Origin of the sequence: Paenibacillus uliginis N3/975 (assembly GCF_900177425.1) — a bacterium.
GTDB classification, from domain to species: Bacteria; Bacillota; Bacilli; order Paenibacillales; family Paenibacillaceae; genus Paenibacillus_AQ; species Paenibacillus_AQ uliginis.
In genome coordinates this window covers 1,718,918-1,740,177 of sequence record NZ_LT840184.1, presented here as the reverse complement: position 1 = coordinate 1,740,177, position 21,260 = coordinate 1,718,918, and the positions used below count along the sequence as shown (strand labels likewise).

Sequence of the window (21,260 nt, the reverse complement as noted above, 5' to 3'; positions counted from 1 at the left end):
TATGAGATGGTGATGTCTTCTATGGGATACTCTCAAATATCTTACCAGAATATAGTTTTATTAATTGATCTGAAAAATATTCTTTAAAGAATTCATAGGTTGTTCTAGGGAATTTATATGACTTTAATGATTCTTCTGATTCATATACTGTCTTCTTAATTTCATTAATTGGTAACCATTCAATCCCGACCTGTCCAATATCAGCTTGTAAGCTTCTTAATTCATTATTAAGGAATTGAGTGTTGCACTCATAAATAAAATCAATAGAATGAACTTCCTTCATAATGAAAGAGTATTCATGATTGCGAGATATGTATTCCCTTACACAAATTAAATTACTACTCGATATTTCAATACCTAGTTCTTCTATACATTCACGAATTAGTGCCTGTTCTAATGTTTCGTTCGATTCTTGAGCTCCTCCAGGTAGTGCATAATAAAGACCAATATTCGGTCTCTTTTTCTTAATTAATAAAAGCTTATCATCCTGAATAATCAGTGCTCTTACTGTATTTCGAATCATCTAGAATAATCTCCCACTATACAATGTTTTATAAATACATCACTTTCTCATAACGTCTTTGTATTCACGAACCTCACTGGCTTAAGGGCGCCAGCTCGGGTCCGACGGACTTAGCCAGTGCAGGGTTGTCCGGCTGCCTCCACTTCCTCGAAATCCCTCTGCCGAACCGAGGGCCGAATGGCCCGAAGCGTGAATATGGTGTTATCCGATGCCCATTCTCTCCTCTGAAATCGCATTCAAAATTTCTTCAATTTGTTCTTTAGTAATAATAAAAATATTCGTTGTATCTAAAGTGTTTTTCTCTGCGTTTTTAAGAAACTCAAGATAGTTCAAGGTCCTTATAAATGCTCTTAATTGTCTTTCATTCCAAGGAATCATGATAGCTATTCTACCTAAAGCTGATGCATTAATTATTCCACCTATTAAGTGTTTTTGTGTAACAGCATTTTCAATTTCTATTGAGATAAAACATCTGGAATTGAGGTTCATAAATAATTTCTGTTCTAAATCATAATTAAAGTCAAAAGAAGTAATTCCCAGATTATTTAAGTGAGCTCGAAATAATCTTCTACAAAACTCACTTACTAATTCACTTCTTATCAATCGGTTATAACTATAAACAAAGGATTCCTCGTAAGCGAATGGTCCGACGGCTAGATCTAGCCTCGGAGAATATATAGTTTGATCTATAGATGCTGACCACTCAATTTGAATATGCTCTCTGTCAAAAATGATTGCTAATTTCTCTGCTAATTGATGTTGAAAATCTGCTACAGCATTAAATGTTTCTCTTGGGAAATGGTCTCTACGCCACATATTTTTCTCCTTAATGGGTTTCGGATAACGTTCTTGTATCTACGAACCCGAGAGGCTTAAGGAGCACCAGCGACTGGGTCCGACGGACTTAGCCTCACAGGGTTGTGAGCTGATTCAGCTTCTCTGTTAATAACTTCTAGCGAACCAAGGGCGTAGCCCGCAGCGTAGATACGGTGTTAGGCGATGCCCTCTCTACAGCGAATATTCCTACATTATTCCTTAATTACTTGTGTATCTATGATTTGTCTCATTAATATCATCGAGAATTTAATACCTTCTTCTTCTGACAAAATATCCTTTATATATATCTTTGATTCCTCACTATATTCCTCAGGAAAACTAATACTAAGATAAGTCATTCTCTTTATATCAGCTTGCCAAAATCTATATTTCACTTCCTGTCGTCCTGCATATTTCCTTAAGAATCTATCAATTGTTTGACCTTCTTTATACCAATTGACTAAGCCTTTACTAATCCAAATTTCATCCCAAGAATTATAAAATGGAAAATGAGCAATTACATTACGAACAAACTTAAAGAGTTCGCTTCCGATTTCTGCTTCCATTGGAGGTCGACTTGTTTTCATATGATTGATGACTCATTTTATGGGTTCATAGTTAAGTAATTCGGCATAAATAGAAAACGCATCCCTTGCTCTTGAAAAACGATAATATTGATCTTTGTTCCAAAAGTCATCTTTAAGAATTTCCTTGTAGATATTATAAAATGTACTATAAGAAAGGTTTAAAAATTGAAGTTCTGCATTATTGGGTTTTAGATTGCCATTCATTTATTTGATTTCCTTTATATATTTTAGAGGGTTTCGCCTAACGTTTCGCATTCCTGACGTCCAAGCGGCTTAAGGCAACAAAGTTGCCGGGTCGTCAGACTTAGCCGGTTGGATGTGTCGACTGATTTAACTTCTCCGAAAATCCTCTCGGTGACCGAGGAGCGTTTGCGACGACGCAGGAATGTAATGTTAGCTGATGTCAACGACCTCTTTGAGTAACCTAGTACAAGTTCTTTATAGTTTAGTTTAACTTTAGTTTATATATAATCTCGCCATCTTGGTTCTCTTGATTGACAAATCCTAATTTCTCGTAAAGCTTTCTAGCATGATTATTACTTTTTTCGATTGTTAGAGAGATTACTTCGCATTGTCTGTGCATTTCCTGAATGAAATCTAATATTCTTTTAAGAGATTGTGTTCCTAATCCCATCCCTTGATATTCCTTGTCTATTTGAAAACCACCAATCCAGTAATTATTCGTACTATTAGGTGTATAGGAAAGATAAAAAAATCCGAATGTTTTATCATCCTTGCACAAAATATATGGATCAAAAGCCTCATCCCACGGTTTTATATAAGCCCATGCTAAAGATTCGATAACAGAAGGTACAAGCTTCTCTTGTGATTTGAGTAAAGATATCGAGTGAGCTTCTTCCCAGTTATTTTTATCAATTGGTTCTATGCGGATTAGATTCATTTTTTATATTCCTTTCGTTTTTCCATTACAATTTCGTTGATTTCAGCTAACGTCTTATCTACGAACTTCGTGAATACTACCATATTACGTGTATTCCCGTACTTCGTAAACACTCCTTTCGTCAGGATATTTACGAACTCCCCTTCCATAATACCCCGATTTCAAAAATGCAGCAGGCTCTTAATTCGCCTGGCGTCCTTCATAGACACATAAGTATAACGTCCTGTTGTTCGGCTGCTTTGGTGCCCGAGTAACTTTTGTATATATCTTAGATCCCTATCTCCTTCCAGTAAATGCATCGTAAAGGAATGTCTCAACACGTGAATGCTCACCTTTTTCGCCAGAGCGCTCTGTCAAGAGCCTTCTCTTGCGATTGGCCCGGGAAAATCCATTCCGGTTAATGCAACTCCATATATTGTTGAAGCAGCTGATACGCTGTATCCGATAAGATCGTAAAAGCGATCTTAGGGCCTAATATCTTATATAAAATTACAGCGCACTGCTGCTTTGATTGACATAAGCATGTGAGTAAGCAAATCAGGTAAAACAACATACCCGCTCCTAAAGCAACTCATTCCTACAAAAAAAGACCCGCAGATCACATTTGTGACACCTGCAGATCTCCGGTCTCCGAAGACTTTTATTCATATCACTTTGACAGTAGCCGTTTATCTCTAAACATTTATCATTTGATATTACGAATATTGAGACAGATCTCCCGTGAAAATAGAACTTTTCGCATTGGACTTTCAAAAAAATAAAATTCCTTTTATCATTTCAACTGTCAAGAGCGTACTCCGTTAATCGTAATATTATCATGGATTACAGCATTTTCTACTGTTTCCATATATTCAACTTTTTCACCAGGCAAACTCCAGTAGCCAGCTTCAAGTGATTTTTACGGGGATTTCATATAGCCGTTCGTGTATCTACGAATCCGAGAGGGCTCAAGGGATCATCAACGCCCGGGGTCCGACGGACTTAGCCTTCCAGAGTTATCCGCCTGATTTAGCTTCCCGAAGTGCCTCGAGCGAATCAAAGGAGACAATTGCGACCACAGCGAGAATATATTGTTAGATGCTGTATATGCCATCTTGATATGCAATAAAAATATTTAAGTTTAATCTATTTACTTATTTTCCTTCGACTGCTTATACATGCTAATAAAAATATTATTTGAAAAAAACCAAATATTATTGGTATAAAAAGTTCCCATAAGCCCCAATCCCATGGAAAACTTACCCATCCGCCTGTACCTTCGTGAAAACGAGAATATAATATAAAAGCTATTCCAGGTATTATTGATAATAATATCCATACATATAAAGTTATTAGATCAAATTTATTCACAAGATATGCGTTGATTATAGTAACGATAAATAGTGAAAAATATACAACAAAAGTAAACCAATCAAACTCTTCAAATATATTTGACTTGAGACTCAAACTACAAATTAAATAGCTAAATATAATTGAGATCAAACCAATAAATCCTCTCAACTTTACACTTCCTTTCTCCCCCCCATAAAAGCTTGTCATTCTATTTATTGCAGATATTTCCTATAACTTCTCGTGTATTCACGAACCCGAGAACCTTAAGGCCCCGGAGGATCCGGCCGCGACGCGGTTAGGTTCGCAGGGGTATTCGCCTGCCCCACTTCCCTGTCAAACTCTTCGGGCGAATCAGGACCGTCAGGCCGGCAGCGTGATTACAGTGTTAAGGTGAAGTTAATGCCTTCTCCGGATTACTAGTAGGATTCTTTTTAGACCTTAAAATATTGATATATTACCTCATGTCCATCTTCTAACTCTTCTTTTTCATAAAATTCAATATTGAATGATTTGTATATGCTCTTCCAAAAATGAATTGCCGGTGTATTCGTTAATATTTGACTTATAGCATACCTTCCTGGATATTGATTGAAAAATTCTTTGCAAGCTTCTCTTCCCAATCCCTTCCTACGGTACTTCTTAAGAATGAAAAATGAATTCAATACATAATCAGCATATTCTTGATTCGAAAATGGGCCACTTTGGAGTAGAATAAAACCAATGACTTTGTCCTCAGCTTTAATGAAGTATGGTGTTAAACCTTCCTTCTCAAAGAACCATTCTAAGACATCAAATTCAAATAAACCATTACTTTGATTAATTTCTAAATCGCTATTGAATTCTGATAGATCGTGAAGAAATAAAGTCATTAATTGTTTAAGAATATCCTTGCCACTTTGTTCAACTTTAGTAATCTGCATCGTAAGCCTCTTCTCATATTTTTTAATATACAGCATTAATTTCATATAACGATCTTGTATTCACGAACCCGAGAGGCTTAAGGCGCTTCAGCGCTGGGTCGAAGACTTAGCCTTGCAGGGTTATTCGCCTAAAACAACATCTTCCTGCCACTCCCCCTTCGGGGCGAATCAAGGAGCGTTAGCGACGCTTCGTGAATGCCTGTTATAAGAAGTAAACGCATTCATAGAATAAGCATTCGAAATTATCTAATTGATTGTCTATAATATTCCTCAGATGATATCATCATGATTTGATTATCTTTATATACTCCCTCATGTAACTCATGTCTTTCTAATACTTTGACTTTGCGAAATCCACACTTTTCGTAACACCGAATTGCTCGATGATTCCATGTTTGTGGATCAATAAAAATAGCGGTTGACTGTAGTTCTTCAAATAAATATTTAATCACTAATTCTAATGTTTTGGTTCCCAATCCTTTATTCCAATGCTTTGTTTCTCCAATAAATAAATCAATCCCATATACATCCTTATTATTAGCACCGTATTCTTCTAGTTCCTGATTTGTTAACAAATAATACTGTATATAGCCAATTGGATGATCAAGATATTCAATGATGCAAGGAATGACATAATCTTTTCCCGAAGCCCTAGATTCAAATTTATGTATGATTTGTTCTCGTGTATATTTCGTGCCCTTTCCTTCGTAATAATCTTGTACTTCTTCGTCATTTAGCCACTTCTCTAATAGGTCAAAATCCTCCGAACTGGATCTCATCTTTCTTATTATTAGTTCTTTATCAGTTACATTCATAATATTCCCTCTCTGCCCCATAATATATTGCACTGATTCCTATAAAGTCCCTCGTAGTCACGAACTCGAGAACCTTAAGCCCCAAAGGGGCGGCGAATGCGGATCCGATTCGTGAATAGGATGTTATAGGAGGTCACCTCTTCTTTGAAAACACTTAAATCTTATTCTATTATTTTAATGGTTGAACCTTAGACACAGAAATATATTTGCTTGGTACTACGATTCCTTCCCCCTTACGTAATACTTGAACAGTTGGTGCTACATGCCCACCGTTATATTCTTTCTCAGGAATATAAGAATTAACATAAGCCTGCGTCACTTCAATACCACTACTACAATCATACTCAAGATTTAATTCTGTCTTACCTCTAATATCAGCACTTTTACATTCCAAAACATGAGCATAATCAGCAATATATATATTAAAATCACCAACTGGAAGTTTTATTTCCAACAAGGTATTTCCAATATACTTTCTCATCAGTTCATATCCCAAATCATTAAAGTAGGGACAATTAGTAACCCAATTAGGTAATCGTTCAAGAAACCCCTCTGTTAAAAAACAATCCTTAAATCTTTCTGGTACATTAGGGCAGGTTACAGGTCTTCTTGCCAATAATCCACTATGCGGTGAAAAAATCTGATCCAGCTTATCCTCATGAGTATAATGATAAAACGTCATAAACTTTGCTGAATCCAACTCTACAGTTCCCTTGTCAGGCTTAAAACCAAATTCACGAAGCAATAAACCTTCATTATCTATAAATGATTTTCCTAATCTATTCATGATCATCCTCATTTGGTTTGTGATGTTGATTATTATTCTTTTAGGAGATTTCCTATAACGTTCCCGCATTCACGAACCCGAGAGCCTTAAGACCCAAAGGGCCAGCTGCGCTTGCGCAGTTAGGTTCGCAGGGTTGTCCACCTCCTGATCCAGGGTCAGATGCATGAATGCATAGTTATCTAAAGGAATGTCCATCGAATAATATGCTTAACAATTGTTCTTTAACATCTTGTTTTAAAGCGCATAGCGCCGGGTCGTCAGACTTAGCCTTGCAGGCATAACCTCTTTTTTACGAACTTCGGTTAAAATGCAATTTATGCTATTTAACGAACTAACTACATTCTTACACATTTCACCATATAAGTTCCATCTTTGTTCAAAATAAAAAAAGAAAATACCTCTTCATACCAAACTCTTCCTCGCCCGAACCGGCTTGTTGGGCACTATTCAGTAATCGGATTATATTGTTGACACTCGCCACGATTAAGAAAACTACATATTATGTCGTATTTCTATTATGCTTCATCAACACAAGAAAAGGGCAATCGCTATTCTCAGCGAATGCCCTTAGGTTATGGATCAAGAATGAATTATAGTTCTTACAAGGCCCGATTCCCCTTGATCGTAAGCTTGCCGTATTTCGTATCAGCTACAGCCGTCAAATTATCTCCGTCAATAGTGCCTTTTGCCGTATAAGGAATCTTGGTAATTAACTTCTTAATCTCCCCTGAGAATATGAACTCATTCCCCTCGATGTTCCCACCCGAAAAAACGTTACTGCCTCTTAAGATGTTTAATGATCCGCTAAGTTCGTCACCATCCTGCGTAAAAGTAATGGTTCCTTCTTCCATGCCCATGGGGGTTTGCATTGTGATGTTATATGTTCCGTTCATCGATTGCTTCCTCCCTTATCTGTATGAGGTATTCAATGCTTTCAACAAGGTGCGAACATCATACTTATGAGGTGTTACCGGGCACACCTTTTTATTCAATTCCAGCAATGTATAAACAGCAATTCTGGCTGCACGAATCGAATATTCTTCCGTGAACACCATGTCCTCTGGAATTTCAACGAACTGACTAATCATTGCCAGGTTCGTAGAGCCATCTGGTACCACTTTTGGACGATCGCTCATTGCACGCGGCTGGAACTGAGAATCAATGTATGGCATCATACATGGAATAACGTTCACGACGCTATCCATGATTTCATCCATATCTTCTTCCATATGCAGATGGTGCAGCAGTTCAACCAGCATCTCTTTGCCTGTGCAATCTCGCATTGGCTTCTTGACATAATCGCCTTCTTTATCCGTGTACAAGCCGTATCCCCAGAATATTGTCGTGTCTGCCGGTTGATTTTTAAAGTGAGGCTGTGCGGCAACTACAATCGACATCAACCAATTAGAATCTTTGAATGTCATTAAAGCACCACTGCCCGGTTTGTTGCGGGAATATTTCTCGATCATCTTAAGCAGCTTGTCACCTTTGCAAGTAACCGTGAAGGATTCCCAGTTCGTTTCCTCTGCATTGCCGAAGAATGGAGCCGGATTACCGAGTCCCTCTTTCTTAGCTGCGATCTTCGCCCACAGATTGCCTGACATCGGATTCTCTGGCACCATCTTAGCAGGTGTGTTCAAATCACCTAGTGTCGCATTATCAGTCATACAGCCATTAGTCACGATACACAAATCGCCCTCACGAAGTTGAATAATACCCGGTTTGCCATCTTGCTCATAATGGATCGCTGTTACCGTGATACCATCGCCTTCTTCAAAGTCGAGATCTGTCACTGTATATTTCAAGCTGAAATCAACGCCGAAACCATCAAGGTACTTCTTAATCGGCAAAATAATCGAATCATATTGGTTATAAGGAGTACGTGTAACCCCTTCAAGAGTTTGAATACGAGAAAATTCAAAAACCATACGGTTCATATAGCGTCTGAATTCAAACAAACTGGACCATTTTTGGAAGGCAAATGTTGTCTGCCACATATACCAGAAGTTAGTTTCAAAAAAATGCGGCGTTTCCGCAAACCAATCGCAGATCCGCAAGTTGTCCAATTTCTCCTCCGGTGTGATCATTAATCTTCCAAGTGCTAATCGATCCGCTGTATTAAAGCCCATGGACATAACATCCAGAACCTCGCCGTCTTTGTTAATCAAGCGAGCATTCGCATGTGTAGGATGCGCATGGTCAAAAGCTAGAATTTCGTCGCATACGGACACACCTTCTTGTTCAATGGAAGGAATGGAAGATAGCAGCTCCCATGTATTTTCATAGGTTTCTTCGTTCAACATACGACCGCCGCGGCATACGAAGCCATTGGTTGTATCACCCGCACCGTCATTACTTCCTCCGAGAATGTGCATGCCTTCTAAAATATGAATATTTTCACCTGGAAAATCACAATCTCTTACAAGATAGGATGCGCCTGCGAGTGATGCCAAACCGCCGCCAACAAAGTAAACTTGTCTGTTTCCGTATTCTTTTTTCATCGATGTAACCTCCATATGTTCATTTATTTTCGTCCGTGAAACCAATATACTGCACATACGGATCGTCTACCTTAGACACTAAAAGGGCTATGTATAAAATTTATACACAGCCCTTACTTTGTCTAATTATATAGGGTAAAGTGAGTCCCCTTGTTATCATCTCTTTACGTACTTGTTGATTGCCTTTTCCATATCGCCTTCAATTAGGACGCTCAATCGATCAATAATAACCTCTGGATCTTCACTCATGTCGTTTCGGATCCAATCCAGCATAATTCCGATAAATGCATAGGTGTAAAAATTCGCGATAAAATCCTTATCTTCCACCCTCACCTGCTTATCTGCGTTAACTTCTTCGATAACGGACATCAGCAGCTCGAATACCGCTTGGTGGAGAAACAGTTCCAAATGCTCCCGCCCCATCGACCGGAACGTGCTCATGCAAAATTTTTTGTTGTCCAGTACATAATGAAAGATCTTCAGAAATCCCTGCTGCCAAGTATCGTAAGTACGATAATTAGAGATGCTATCAATCGCTTCCGTCTTATAAATCCAACCTAGTAGATCATATACATCTTGAAAATGATAATAAAACGTCTGTCGATTCACTCCACAATCAGCAACGAGATCTTTAACAGTGATTTTATCTAGCGACGATCGTTCCATCATTGCTTTTAAAGAGGAAGATAAAGCTTTTTTGGTCAACCCGGACATGTTGCACAGCTCCTTCCCAGCTATAAAGAGTTATCATAAAAGACAGTACACTCTCATTTATTATAACTGCGCCGTGCCAAGCGGTACAAGAACCTTAAACCTGGTTTAAGCATGTGAAAACCTCTTGAAAAATGAAGGGAGGTGATGCCCATGGAGGTCAAAGATGCTATCTCGGTTTTATATATGCAAAGAGCCTTACTTACATCCGTCTTTAATTTCATTAATTTGTTTAATATGTCTTTGTTCATGCAAGTACAGTGATCTAACCCATTCAATTAATAACATCTCTTTAAAGACTGGGTGTATAAAATGTCTTCTACTCAGCACTGATGGGTCTTCTAATGTGTTTAATATTTCGTTTAACTTCTCTCTTGAATTGTTTAGTTTTTCAATGATTTCTTGATATTCTAAAATTTCGTCAGTTGGTTTAGCAATGTCAGGAGCTTCTAATTTTTTACTTCTATCAAGTAGAAATTCTAATGGTTTATTTTCTATGAACGAATCTTCTTTGCTCTTTAATCCTTTCCTTATTGCTACGACATATAATTCTTCTGTCTTAAATAGATGCTGACATACCTGACTAATACTCCAACTTTTTGAGTCTTTCTGTTTGTTTAATTGATCTCCACTCAATCCATTAAGAATTCCTAGTAATTCGTCTCTTGTTTCTTTTAATTTTTGATTGATTTCTTGAAGTTCCATGGAAAACTCCCTTTCTTTAATTTTTTGCGGATATTTCCTATAACGCTTGCAGCGTAGATTTCTCTAACACAATAATTTTGTAATTTCCGTTTAATACAGAACTTTCTTGATGATTAATATTCAATGGAGTACTTCTTAGTATTTCATCAAACCTTCTATTTATATCTGTTCCAAAAATTGATGTGATCATATTCAAAGCTTTACGCAGAATGTTTGGTTTTTTATTCTCATCTAAAAACTTATCAAGTACCAATATGGTACCAGAAGGTGAGAGAACTCTTGTTGCTTCTAACAAAGCTTTTTGTGGATTCTCCACAACACTTAAAATTAAATTTAAAATTACAAAATCAAATTTCTCATTCTCAAACTTTAATGATTCTGCATCCATATTCAGTAGTACAACATTATTTGTTTTTTTACGTGCTTTTTCTAGCATCTCATTTGAAATATCAATACCGAAAATCTCAATATTGTTAGGTAGCAACGGAATATCTTCTCCGGTTCCAACTCCTACTAGGGCCTGTCTTCAAACCTAAGCCAACCAAACCATAATGGAAGCCAGTGTCAAAAAAGCTCTAAACGTACAGGCTAATTTATCGAACCGGGTAGCTATCCGGCGGTAGTGTTTAATCTTGTTGAAAAAACATTCGATTTCATGACGTTCTTTGTAGAGCCACCAGTCACATTCACGCTGAATCTTACGAGATTTTTTGCTCGGAATCACGGGCTGAGCCTGCTGCTCATGAAGAAAATCGAGAATATCATTGGTGTCATAAGCTCGATCAGCCAACACGTTTGCTCCAGCGAGTTCCATGCATTTCAACATGTCATAACCGGTCACACAATCATGATTTTGGCCGCCGGTGAGTTCAAAACGCAAAGGGTTACCCAGCGCATCTACAATTGCATGGATTTTGGTTGTTAATCCGCCTCTGGAGCGGCCGATTGCCTGAAATTGCTGCCCCCTTTTGCTCCGGCTCCATGTTGATGAACGCGAACAATCGTCGCATCGATCATCACATTTTCGAAGTCGGGTTCAATCGAAATCTGTTCAAGGACTCGCTCCCATACGCCTGACATTTGCCACCGACGAAACCGAGTGTAAACCGATTTCCAGGGACCATAATACTCCGGTAAATCGCGCCAAGGCGCGCCGGTTCTAGCAATCCAGAGCATGGCATTGAGCATGGTCCGGTTATTTTTTGCAGGTCGTCCTCCTTGTTTCTTTCGTTCGGCTGGCAACACGTCTTTGATAAGTTCCCACTGATCGTCATGTATTTCGTATCGTCTCTTCATAACCTGATTTTACCACTTATAATGCTAGTTTTATAGTTTGAAGACAGGCCCTAATAAGACTTTATTTTTGGGTTTAATATCTATCAATGAAAACGCCCTCATCCTAGCATTTCTAAATATCCGATTCCCCATCAAAAAATCATAAATAGGAGATAAAACCTTGTATTTTTTATATTTGTATTGTTCTTCATTACAGTTAATCTTTCTCCTTTTATGTAATGTACTTCACTTCTTGAATCACAATCATAATTCCTTAATCATATGTATATCATTGGGTTCTTCATTAAATAATTCTTCATCTACTTCATCTGTTAGCTGACTTCCATGGCTCTTATAAAAATAAACCGCAGATCTTGTTTCTGTTGAAGAAATATATAGGTACTTTGCTCCTCTTCTTCTTGCTTCATTACTTAATTCATTCATAATTCGTGTTCCAATACCTTGTCTTCTATATTTTCTCGAAACAAACATCAAAGCAATTTGAAGTTGATCTTTTTGTTTGCCCCTGAATTTATGCGCTAACACCCCAAATCCCACCAGTAATTCCCCATCAAATGCTCCGATAGCTAATCCGGTATTCTTCAGTTCATATACAAATCGCTCTTGAATTCCTTTAGTTATCTCATCATTCCAATTTGGACATTCGTGAGGTGCATTAATTTCTTGGATATTTCCATTATTTATTTGATAGATGAAATCAATTGTCTCTGAACGATCGATTTCCGTTAGTTTTTGTACTTCATCAATCTTTAATTCTCTAAAAAATAGCATGATAAACCTCCCCATAGTGTTATATGCTGTCTCTGCCCTCTTCGAATGTGCTAAGAATTTTTGACCTATCTAATTGATATCTGTAAGTATAGGTTTTATATTCAATAACCCCATATCTACTGATGTCTCTATATAACCAACTATCTGAATAAACGTAAAAACATTAAGTTTTTCATTTATAACTTCCTTATCGTACTCCATATCGCCTAATACATAAGGAATGAATTTTTCAACATCTTTGGACTTAACCTCGTGCAAATCAAAGATTAGCCTCGCAGGGTTGTGAGCTGATTTAGCTTCTCTGCCTACCTCATCTTGCGAACCAACAGCGTAGCGCGCAGCGTAGATACGTAGTTATATGAAGTATAGCGCTTCCCGAATTACTATCAAAAATCTCTTTCATATAAGTAAACCTTACCATTAAGAGGTTTAAAGAATTGGTCACCTATATACCCTCTTCTTTTGAGTTCGTTTCTTAATACTGTCATAAATGCTCCGTGAGTAACAACCAATATGGTCCTATTATGATTTAATTCGATCTCATCAACTACTCTTTTTGCCCTTAATAAAGTGTCTTGTTTACTTTCCTGTGTAGAATGGTTTAACAACCAACCGACTCTCCCAAAAGCCAGCCAGAATGAACGATGTAATTTAAATTTGGTTTTAGTAACAGCCTTAATGTTTATTTCCCTCAATAAGTTTGTTGTATTTATCTTGTCTTTAAAAATCAGCTCAGCTGTTTTTACCGCCCTAGACTGATCACTGGAATAACAAAGTTCCCAATCTATTTTTTTAGTAAATTCAACTCTTTCAATATCACATTGCTCATAGTATTCAACCCAACTATTGAATTCTGATGATGTCATCCAAAGGTTTTTCGTAATATCCACAACCCTGAAATGTCTAACTAATCCTATTTTCATTCATTTTTCTCCGTGATTTTGTATTCTTTCGCCATATTTCATATAACGTTTTTGCATTCCTGACGTTCAAGCAGCTTAAGTGACCGAAGGGAACGGGGCGTCAGACTTAGCTGGTTGAATGTATCGCCTGAATATACTTCTTGGAGGTCCTTCTTAGCGATCAAGGGCGAACGCCCGCAGTAGGAATGCTATGTTATCGGATGTTCGGCACTTCTTCGGTTTAACTAGAGTTTATTTTTTTTAGAGCTGGTTTAATGTTTTTAGTATTTCTTTAGTTATAACCTCAGATCCGCTAATATTCAGTAATTTAAAATATACACTTCGCAAAAGATTCTTGGTGTTTCCTCTAATTATGTCATCTTCAGGATATGATTCTAATCTTTCAATACTCCCAATCTGTTGCACCCAATTTATTAAAATATCTTTCTTAAGGATATTACGCTTTACAATTTGAATTACTACTTCTGCCATTCTCTCATCTTCATCGTTTATAAAATAATAGTTACTAACACAAGCCTTTTCTCCTATCAACTCCAAAATAACCAATAAATGTTTCTGAGAATAATAAGATGAGGCTGAAATAAAACCTAAAACATCAGCTGCATGTGCAATTGAATGTGCCCATCCCTTATCTAATATATATCCTCTAAAATCCTTCTCAAGTTCAAAATATAATGTCACTCTAGAGTAAATATATTCATATTCATTTTCAGTTAAATAATTCAAAATATCGTTATAATGTAAAGCAAGCGCTATAAACAGGGCTGAAAAAGAACGTGTAAACACTGTATCTTGATCGTTATCACCTATTCCATAGAATAAATGATCATCATCTAAAGTCACGTATAATACTTGTCTGACTAATTCTATACTTAGTTCTTGATTCATTATCCATCTATGTAAAGTTCCATATATGAGCTTATCCCTTAATTCGTCATCAATCGACCCAATGTGTTGAATCATTTCATGAACTACTTGACTAATGTCTGTTCCTTCAGGAACCTTATAATTATTATCTCTTACATCTCTTAGAAAGCTATTAATGTTATTCATTTATTTCTCCTTATGTTTAGGGTTTCCCCCGAATTTCTGGTAACGTTTATGTATTCACGAACCCGAGAGGCTTAAGGCGCGCCAGCGCCGGGTCCGACGGACTTAGCCTCGCAGGGTTGTCTGTCTGAAACCGCTTTCGATAATTCATCTGGCAGACCAAGGAGCGTCAGCGACGCAGCGTGAATATGGTGTTATACGCAGTTACTGCCTTCCTCGCTCAGCTTCCAATATAATCTTATTAATAAAATCCGTTTTTGAATCAGCATAATCAAACTTATTCATTGAGTGTTCCTTTGTTAATTTTTCTTTTAGTTCTTGATATTTTTTTCTTGCGTTTTCATTTGTTCTTAAATAATCTCTCAACGTCAGTTGCTTATATAGATATTCGCTTCCGGTCTGATACATATGAATTTGATGCGTTCTTGGTTCCCCTTTATTAAAATAATGGCGATCAGGTAATACATCAGTTCCTTTGTAAGAGTATCCAATCTTCTCTAATCCAGGTACACATCTAATCCCCTCTTCAAATGATTTTATTTCTATTGCAATGTCTATTATGGGTTTTGCACTTAACCCCTTTATCGCGGTACTCCCAATGTGATGAATAGCCAAGATGCTGTCATTTATTTCGAACCTTATTTTTTTCTCTTCTTCTTTAAATTCAATTTCCCATTGTTCAGTCCAAGGAACGAGGAAAACCTGACCTTTAGGTAACCCGAGCACTCGTATCATCCTTTGTCATTTTAGGTTTTTGATGCATGCAGTAATTGCGTATAACGTTCCTGTATTTACGAACCCGAGAGCTTAAGGCGCACCGCGCCGGATCCGACGGACTTAGCCTCGCAGGGTTGTCTGCCTGATTCCGCTTCTCTATGCGCTGTATCCTCTTCTTTAAACTAGCTTCAAGTATTCTTAATCCAATATCTCTTAATTACGTTTCCATCTTCTTCTATGTAATCTGTATCGGACTTCCCACCGTTCTTAATAATGGCTCTTTCAGATCCCACATTACAAGCATCACAGACAACTAATACATCTTTTGTTCCTAGTTTCTTGGCCTCAACCAAGGACAGTTCCAATAGTTTTGTCGCATAGCCTTTGAATCTCTCTGACGGGCGGATACCATGACCTATATGCCCACCAGCATTATACAAATGTTCGGTTAATTGATGTCTAATGTTAACCGCACCTAATACTCTATTATGTTTATCGACCAACCAAAACGTTGAATCTGAGACCCAACCTTCGGGTAAGCCAACACCCTCCTCATTATTAGACAGTGACTTCAACATCCCTTGAAAATCACTTGGATCCATACTTATGACCCAAGGAACCATATCCTCACAAGATTCTTTCCATTCTTGATAAAATGATAAATACTCATTTTTAAACTCTATTTGAGGCTTTACTAATCTTAAGTTGTTCATATGTTTCCACGTCCTCTGATGGTTTTTGCGACCTAGGGTATTGCACATAACGTTCTGCATTTACGACGCCCGACGTAGTCGGTGTGTCCCGGCATACGCTTCCTTGCTTCTTAACTTACGGGATCAAGGGATGGCAAAGCCGGACCGCAGCGTAAAGTTATGTTATATGCTGTCGAGTCTTCATAGACTTATCTAATCAAATGTCTTCAATCTTTATAGTCTTATTCATCTTTATAGAGGTTCGGACTTTATCGTGTTTATAGTCTTTCTATGATTTATAGTCTTGTCCGCTCTTGTCATCCTTTCTTTTACTTGTCTCCTTCAAATTTTTCGTATTCCTTTAGTTTTATCTTTATAACCATTCCTAACCAAATAGATAGAGATGGGATAAGTGATGCTATGATAATTGCTTTTGGTGGACTATAGAGAAACTCCGATAATGTAAAATATTCGTATATCTTTAAAATTGGGATAAAGTTTGAATATTGGTAGAAATAATAAATTACCCATACTAAATATGATAAGAATGAGCCATCATCCAATCCTAAACAGAGTAACCATACTACAAATCCTAATAGTGAAACAAAAGAAACAGAAAAAAGATTTTTTATAGAATTACGATAATCTATTAGTGGGAAAAAGTAACCAAAAAGAGAATAAAGAACGCTTATTACCACTAGAATAATAGAAGCACTGACTATGCTAAATTCCACCTTAAGAGAATATATAGGAATAGATAATAAGCAAATTACTAGATGTATTAGTAGAGCCTTAAAATTATTAATAAAAACTCCTCCAATAATATATATGTCTAATCTGCGTGTAAGGCTTTTATGTCTTAAACAATCTAACTGCTCATGGTCTTGATTAGTCTGTTAAGTATTCATGCAAAAATACCACAAACCCTAGTAATTGGTAAAAAATAGTTATGCAGGTCCTCTCGATTGCATATAACGTTGTTGTATTCACGAACCCTCACTGGCTTAAGGCGCATAGCGCCGGGTCCGACGGACTTAGCCAGTGCAGGGTTGTCGCCAGAATGCACTTCCCCAAAATGCCTCTTGACGACCAAGGGCCGTCAGGCCCGCAGCGTGAATACGCTGTTATGTGCAGTACTACGGCTTCTATGAAATACAAAAAAGCCTTATATTAATTCCCTTAGCTTCATTATTTCTGAATTCATATCATCACCTATAAAAGGACAATGCCCCATAAAGTACCAAGATGCAATAAATTCAAGTAATTCATATGCTGATCTATAATATTCTTCTGAATAGTTATTACTTTTTCGAAAACTCTCATGTGATGTCCAATGGGGGATGAAGTTTGTAACGTACCAAATCCCTGCAGATAGCTCCCGTTCCAAGTAATCTCCTGCTTCATTTGTTTTTAAGAATTCGTTCAACAATAATAAAAGATTTTGAAACTTATAATGATCCCAATTCAGTTCAATTCTTATTTCAATTAAAAATGAACCTTCTCCAGCAGTCACTTCGTCCAAAATTTTTTCTTTGATATTTTTCATCTTCTGTTTCCTTTTTTGTTTTTTAAGGTTTGTCGTTGTATTGCATATAACGTTCCTGTATTCACGACGTCCCACCGACTTAGGTCACCATCAGGTGCCTTAAGTCGGTGCGGATGTGTCCGCTGAATCTGCTTCCCTGCCGATCGCTTCTCGCGGACCGAGGAGTAGCTAGGCTCCGAAGCCTGAATATGATGTTATAAGATGTCCCCGCCTTCTTGGAATATTTATACTTCACGTTTCTCTTTTGATCTATAAATAATTCTTTGATAATCCAAATCTTTAGAATCCATATCTCCTAAATACATTCGTTCGTGTTCAGGGACTAGTTCATATTTTTCCTTTAGAGATGCTCTATTGAACTCACTTGGATTAGCGAGATAGTTAAAGTACGCTTCTCTACAAATTTCTAATGTTGTTTTGTCTCCTTTTATTTGTGTATACATGTCTAAGAGTTCTTTTAGTTTTTCATCTAAGTTTGATGCAAACAACACTTCTGAAAAGGTAACCTGACCTAATTCTGAAATAAAAACTTCTGTTGGATGATTAAATTCAGTGAACAATATTCTGTTATTAAACAATTCAACAACTTCTTCTAGTTGATATATTTTTTCGAAACTAGAATTGTAAATACCAACTAAACCATTTTCATAAATCACTAAATTAACCAAATAATTTGTTTCATTATATCTCATGAAAATGAAATAGCCTTCTCCTTCAATCGTTTCGTAGAACATTTCACGCACAACATAAAAATCAACAGCTGTTGGCGAATTTAAGATCTTTCTAGTCTCAAACAACTTTTTTTCTGACTTTGTGATCGTATATATATTTTTAAATTCAGGATTCAGTATTTTTATTCTGTTCTCAATAAATTGGTAATATGTTTTCTTATTAAAATTCCAAATAGCAGACTCAATTTTATACTCCCCTAACCCATGAACCGATAGAGTTTCGCCTGTAGGAACTGTCGGTGTCAACCAACCAGAATTGATTTTTACTTTGAGTCCTTTCAAATCCACAAGTTCCCAACAATTTGACATGCCGTCTTCATAGATATCAACGTTAATATAGAAATAATGGCCACCATTATTTATGATGCCAGGAACTGTAGTTCCTTCTATTTCTTTCTTTCTGCGAATTCTTTGCAAACTTATCACACCTCAGACATTTATATTCTATTTTGCGGGGATTTCTTATAACGTTCTCGTATTCACGAATCCTCACTGGCTTTAAGTGAGTGTTAGCGAACAGGTCCGCCGGACTAGCCAGTGCAGGGTTAGGGCTGGCTGTCTGCTGATTCAACTACCCGAAAATACTTCTGCAGACCAAGGGCGTCAGCCCGCAGCGGAATACGGTGTTCCTTATAAGAAGGACAACCCTCGATCAACATTTCCGTAACCTATTCTTTCTCAATCATCTTTGGATTCACCAACGCTTCTTCTGGTTCAGGCGGACCGAGCGACGAACGTCGCGATGCTGGAAAACGGTGTTATGTGATGCCTCAGACATCTTCGAATTGCATGTATAATTCTTAATTAGTTCTTATTCAACATATTCTTCAATCTTTATTTAATATTGTTTGATAGACCCTTTAATATATAAGGTTTGAATTCTTCTTCTATATTATCATTGTATCCTTCAATAGGTATCCCATCATGGAATGGAGAATTCAAAAAAGTTAATATTATGTCATCCATATGCTCTACTATCTCAACATCACATTGAAATGGAAGTTTCTTATGTAAAACAGATATTAAATTAAACCTTATCTGACATGCCAACTGGTCAAACCACAAATAAAAAATCATTCCATGATTCGAAGTGGAACCTATTATTTGTTCTCGTCTATTCTGGATTACTCTATTAAAAAAATTTTTATAGTCATTTACAGTCTATACTTTTTTAAGTTCTGCATCGAAAGAAATTCGCCACATGTTGTTATCAATCTCTTCATTTAATTCGTCTTCCGAGCTACCAATTAAAATTGGATCTGTGATTATTTCTTCTAGATCCTTAAAATAATACTCTTTACTATTCATACTCATCTTGGATTCACTCCACTTTAAAAATACTTTATAAATTTCTCCGAGGTTTCACATAACGTTCTTGTATTCTCGAACCCGAGAACCTTAAGTGAGCACAGCGAACGGGTCGCTAGACTTAGGCTCGCAGTGGTTGTCCGGCTGATTCTGCTTCCTGGCTTCTTCACTTCGATCCGGACCAAGGAGCGCCAGCGATGCAGCGTGAATACATAGTTATCCGAATTAATTGCCTTCTTTGATTCTTCTATCTATTCTTTGCTTATAAAAATCTACACGTAAAAAATTTCACGTGTAGCTTAACTCTAAAAGATTAATGCTCGGCTATTGTCAATTAGAACATTTCTTGCAATATACTCAAGTAATTGTATGTCGTATTTGATATGTTGTACTTCTGATGAGTATGGCAAAATGATATCTCCTTCTTGACCAGTCACTTTCTTATGAACAATCCTATTCCTTATATCATAAAGACGTTCACATATTTCATTAATGATATCATTACTTTTTGTTTTTACATTAATCTGACAAGGCGATAGTTTCTTACCAAGGTTTTTCTCGTAGTACTCTTTTCTTCCTATGTCTGAGTATATAAAGTCTCTTAGATCATTCTCTTCAAGACATCCTTTAACTGTAGCTTTGAACTGTCCCCTTTCATCAATAACTTCCCCGGATCTTGTAACTTTAATTGATGATACAAGTTTCGTAATATGGGAATCATTATTTGGGTCAAAATTTGGATCTTTTAATAATCTTTTTATTTTTTGTTTTGCATCTAAATTTGAATATACGGGAAAATAATATTCAATACTTTGATAAATGCTTAAATATTGAAACAAAGGTAAATCTGATGAGTTCTTGCCATATAAATAAATGCTCATTGGTTCATTGTCATATTCATACTTCAAAACAGGAACATCAATACTTAATTTATCAGGCAAGCTATTTCTACTTCTATCCCTTCGATTTGGCCTTTCGCTGTTTAAAATCATTGGATAATTAAAGAGTTCATTAAGCTGGAAAAATAATGAATTAGAGACTTTCAATAAATAATTAAAAGCTTTATCATGCGAATCAATGCTTATTCCTTCAATTTGAAGTGTAAATACTCTATTCATAAATCGTTCAACGTCAAAAATCATACTCTTTCTAGAAGCAAATAAAGCAAACTCTAGACTGCACTTCCCAATGCTAACCACAATATTATTATCTCGAAATACTATTTTTCTGCTACTATTTGTCTCTTGTTCGAGACGAATATCACCATCTTCAATTTCATCACTACATTCTTCTTGATCTAATACAGTTTCTCCATCCCTCACTTTAATAAATTGTTCAAGTGCTTTTAATCCAGCAAATTGATGCAAAGTGTTAAATGTCAATTCGCATTCAACTTTACCTTGCATGTGTGACCAAATCCCTTCAAAACCTTTAATATATCTATAGCTAAAAAATTCACTGTTTATAAACCTACCAAGATAACTGTTATTACCTGTAATAGACAGTTTTTCATGTTCCCGTTCTTTTGGTACATAAAATTCAATTCTCTTTATGCCTTTTTCTTCATCGAACACTTCTTCGTATTTCCATCCAGAAGTTTCTATTTTTTTAATGAAAGTATTAATCAA

At 36.6% G+C, this 21,260-nt stretch carries 23 protein-coding genes and 2 pseudogenes; all 25 read right to left on the bottom strand.

Translation table 11 applies throughout. The annotated features are described in order from the left end of the window. Window positions 1-19: 19 nt before the first annotated feature. Entirely contained in the window at window positions 20-523 is a 504-nt protein-coding gene (locus B9N86_RS08025; RefSeq protein ID WP_076326645.1) for an NUDIX domain-containing protein, read from the bottom strand. 201 nt (window positions 524-724) lie between these two features. After that, complete coding sequence (locus B9N86_RS08020; RefSeq protein ID WP_208918546.1) at window positions 725-1,339, bottom strand: hypothetical protein; 615 nt, start codon at window positions 1,337-1,339, stop codon at window positions 725-727. A gap of 212 nt (window positions 1,340-1,551) precedes the next feature. Beyond that, window positions 1,552-1,905, bottom strand: a complete 354-nt coding sequence (locus B9N86_RS29985; protein WP_210190655.1) for a hypothetical protein — start codon at window positions 1,903-1,905, stop codon at window positions 1,552-1,554. A 33-nt stretch (window positions 1,906-1,938) separates the two neighbouring features. Continuing rightward, window positions 1,939-2,130 carry a hypothetical protein gene (locus B9N86_RS29980; protein ID WP_210190654.1) on the bottom strand — a complete coding sequence of 64 codons (192 nt, stop codon included), beginning with the start codon at window positions 2,128-2,130 and terminating at the stop codon, window positions 1,939-1,941. Window positions 2,131-2,371: 241 nt separating this feature from the next. Then, window positions 2,372-2,827: a GNAT family N-acetyltransferase gene (locus tag B9N86_RS08010; protein WP_208918545.1), complete on the bottom strand. Its 456-nt coding sequence runs from the start codon at window positions 2,825-2,827 to the stop codon at window positions 2,372-2,374. Between the two features lie 161 nt (window positions 2,828-2,988). Continuing rightward, window positions 2,989-3,159: a tyrosine-type recombinase/integrase gene (locus tag B9N86_RS08005; RefSeq protein ID WP_280174978.1), complete on the bottom strand. Its 171-nt coding sequence runs from the start codon at window positions 3,157-3,159 to the stop codon at window positions 2,989-2,991. Window positions 3,160-4,590: 1,431 nt separating this feature from the next. After that, complete coding sequence (locus B9N86_RS08000; protein WP_208918544.1) at window positions 4,591-5,079, bottom strand: GNAT family N-acetyltransferase; 489 nt, start codon at window positions 5,077-5,079, stop codon at window positions 4,591-4,593. Window positions 5,080-5,321: 242 nt separating this feature from the next. Further along, entirely contained in the window at window positions 5,322-5,894 is a 573-nt protein-coding gene (locus B9N86_RS07995) for a GNAT family N-acetyltransferase (protein WP_208918543.1), read from the bottom strand. A 169-nt stretch (window positions 5,895-6,063) separates the two neighbouring features. Then, the gene (locus B9N86_RS07990; protein WP_208918542.1) at window positions 6,064-6,681 is read right to left on the bottom strand and encodes a hypothetical protein; all 618 of its coding nucleotides are present in this window, start codon (window positions 6,679-6,681) and stop codon (window positions 6,064-6,066) included. 599 nt (window positions 6,682-7,280) lie between these two features. Beyond that, entirely contained in the window at window positions 7,281-7,574 is a 294-nt protein-coding gene (locus tag B9N86_RS07985) for a hypothetical protein (RefSeq protein WP_208918541.1), read from the bottom strand. A gap of 15 nt (window positions 7,575-7,589) precedes the next feature. After that, window positions 7,590-9,197: an oleate hydratase gene (locus tag B9N86_RS07980; RefSeq protein ID WP_210190695.1), complete on the bottom strand. Its 1,608-nt coding sequence runs from the start codon at window positions 9,195-9,197 to the stop codon at window positions 7,590-7,592. A 141-nt stretch (window positions 9,198-9,338) separates the two neighbouring features. Further along, window positions 9,339-9,896 carry a TetR-like C-terminal domain-containing protein gene (locus B9N86_RS07975; RefSeq protein ID WP_208918539.1) on the bottom strand — a complete coding sequence of 186 codons (558 nt, stop codon included), beginning with the start codon at window positions 9,894-9,896 and terminating at the stop codon, window positions 9,339-9,341. A gap of 195 nt (window positions 9,897-10,091) precedes the next feature. After that, complete coding sequence (locus B9N86_RS07970) at window positions 10,092-10,598, bottom strand: DinB family protein (RefSeq protein ID WP_208918538.1); 507 nt, start codon at window positions 10,596-10,598, stop codon at window positions 10,092-10,094. A 37-nt stretch (window positions 10,599-10,635) separates the two neighbouring features. Next, window positions 10,636-11,100, bottom strand: a pseudogene (locus B9N86_RS07965) (class I SAM-dependent methyltransferase); the annotation flags it as partial. 30 nt (window positions 11,101-11,130) lie between these two features. Continuing rightward, a pseudogene (locus B9N86_RS07960) lies at window positions 11,131-11,894 on the bottom strand (IS5 family transposase). Window positions 11,895-12,137: 243 nt separating this feature from the next. After that, a complete protein-coding gene (locus B9N86_RS07955; protein ID WP_208918536.1) occupies window positions 12,138-12,665 on the bottom strand; it encodes a GNAT family N-acetyltransferase in 528 nt (175 codons plus the stop codon). 386 nt (window positions 12,666-13,051) lie between these two features. Next, window positions 13,052-13,588 carry a histidine phosphatase family protein gene (locus B9N86_RS07950; RefSeq protein WP_208918535.1) on the bottom strand — a complete coding sequence of 179 codons (537 nt, stop codon included), beginning with the start codon at window positions 13,586-13,588 and terminating at the stop codon, window positions 13,052-13,054. A gap of 240 nt (window positions 13,589-13,828) precedes the next feature. After that, complete coding sequence (locus B9N86_RS07945) at window positions 13,829-14,641, bottom strand: DUF2785 domain-containing protein (protein ID WP_208918534.1); 813 nt, start codon at window positions 14,639-14,641, stop codon at window positions 13,829-13,831. Between the two features lie 201 nt (window positions 14,642-14,842). Next, complete coding sequence (locus B9N86_RS07940; RefSeq protein ID WP_208918533.1) at window positions 14,843-15,364, bottom strand: GrpB family protein; 522 nt, start codon at window positions 15,362-15,364, stop codon at window positions 14,843-14,845. Window positions 15,365-15,543: 179 nt separating this feature from the next. Further along, the gene (locus B9N86_RS07935; RefSeq protein ID WP_208918532.1) at window positions 15,544-16,068 is read right to left on the bottom strand and encodes a GNAT family N-acetyltransferase; all 525 of its coding nucleotides are present in this window, start codon (window positions 16,066-16,068) and stop codon (window positions 15,544-15,546) included. A gap of 1,144 nt (window positions 16,069-17,212) precedes the next feature. Next, complete coding sequence (locus B9N86_RS07930; protein WP_208918531.1) at window positions 17,213-17,593, bottom strand: hypothetical protein; 381 nt, start codon at window positions 17,591-17,593, stop codon at window positions 17,213-17,215. A 224-nt stretch (window positions 17,594-17,817) separates the two neighbouring features. After that, the gene (locus B9N86_RS07925; RefSeq protein ID WP_208918530.1) at window positions 17,818-18,741 is read right to left on the bottom strand and encodes a DUF7638 domain-containing protein; all 924 of its coding nucleotides are present in this window, start codon (window positions 18,739-18,741) and stop codon (window positions 17,818-17,820) included. Between the two features lie 417 nt (window positions 18,742-19,158). Further along, window positions 19,159-19,401 carry a hypothetical protein gene (locus B9N86_RS29975; protein WP_210190653.1) on the bottom strand — a complete coding sequence of 81 codons (243 nt, stop codon included), beginning with the start codon at window positions 19,399-19,401 and terminating at the stop codon, window positions 19,159-19,161. 84 nt (window positions 19,402-19,485) lie between these two features. After that, window positions 19,486-19,638, bottom strand: a complete 153-nt coding sequence (locus B9N86_RS07920; RefSeq protein WP_208918529.1) for a hypothetical protein — start codon at window positions 19,636-19,638, stop codon at window positions 19,486-19,488. 299 nt (window positions 19,639-19,937) lie between these two features. Further along, on the bottom strand, window positions 19,938-21,260 hold the full coding sequence (locus B9N86_RS07915; RefSeq protein ID WP_208918528.1) for a hypothetical protein: 1,323 nt from the start codon (window positions 21,258-21,260) through the stop codon (window positions 19,938-19,940).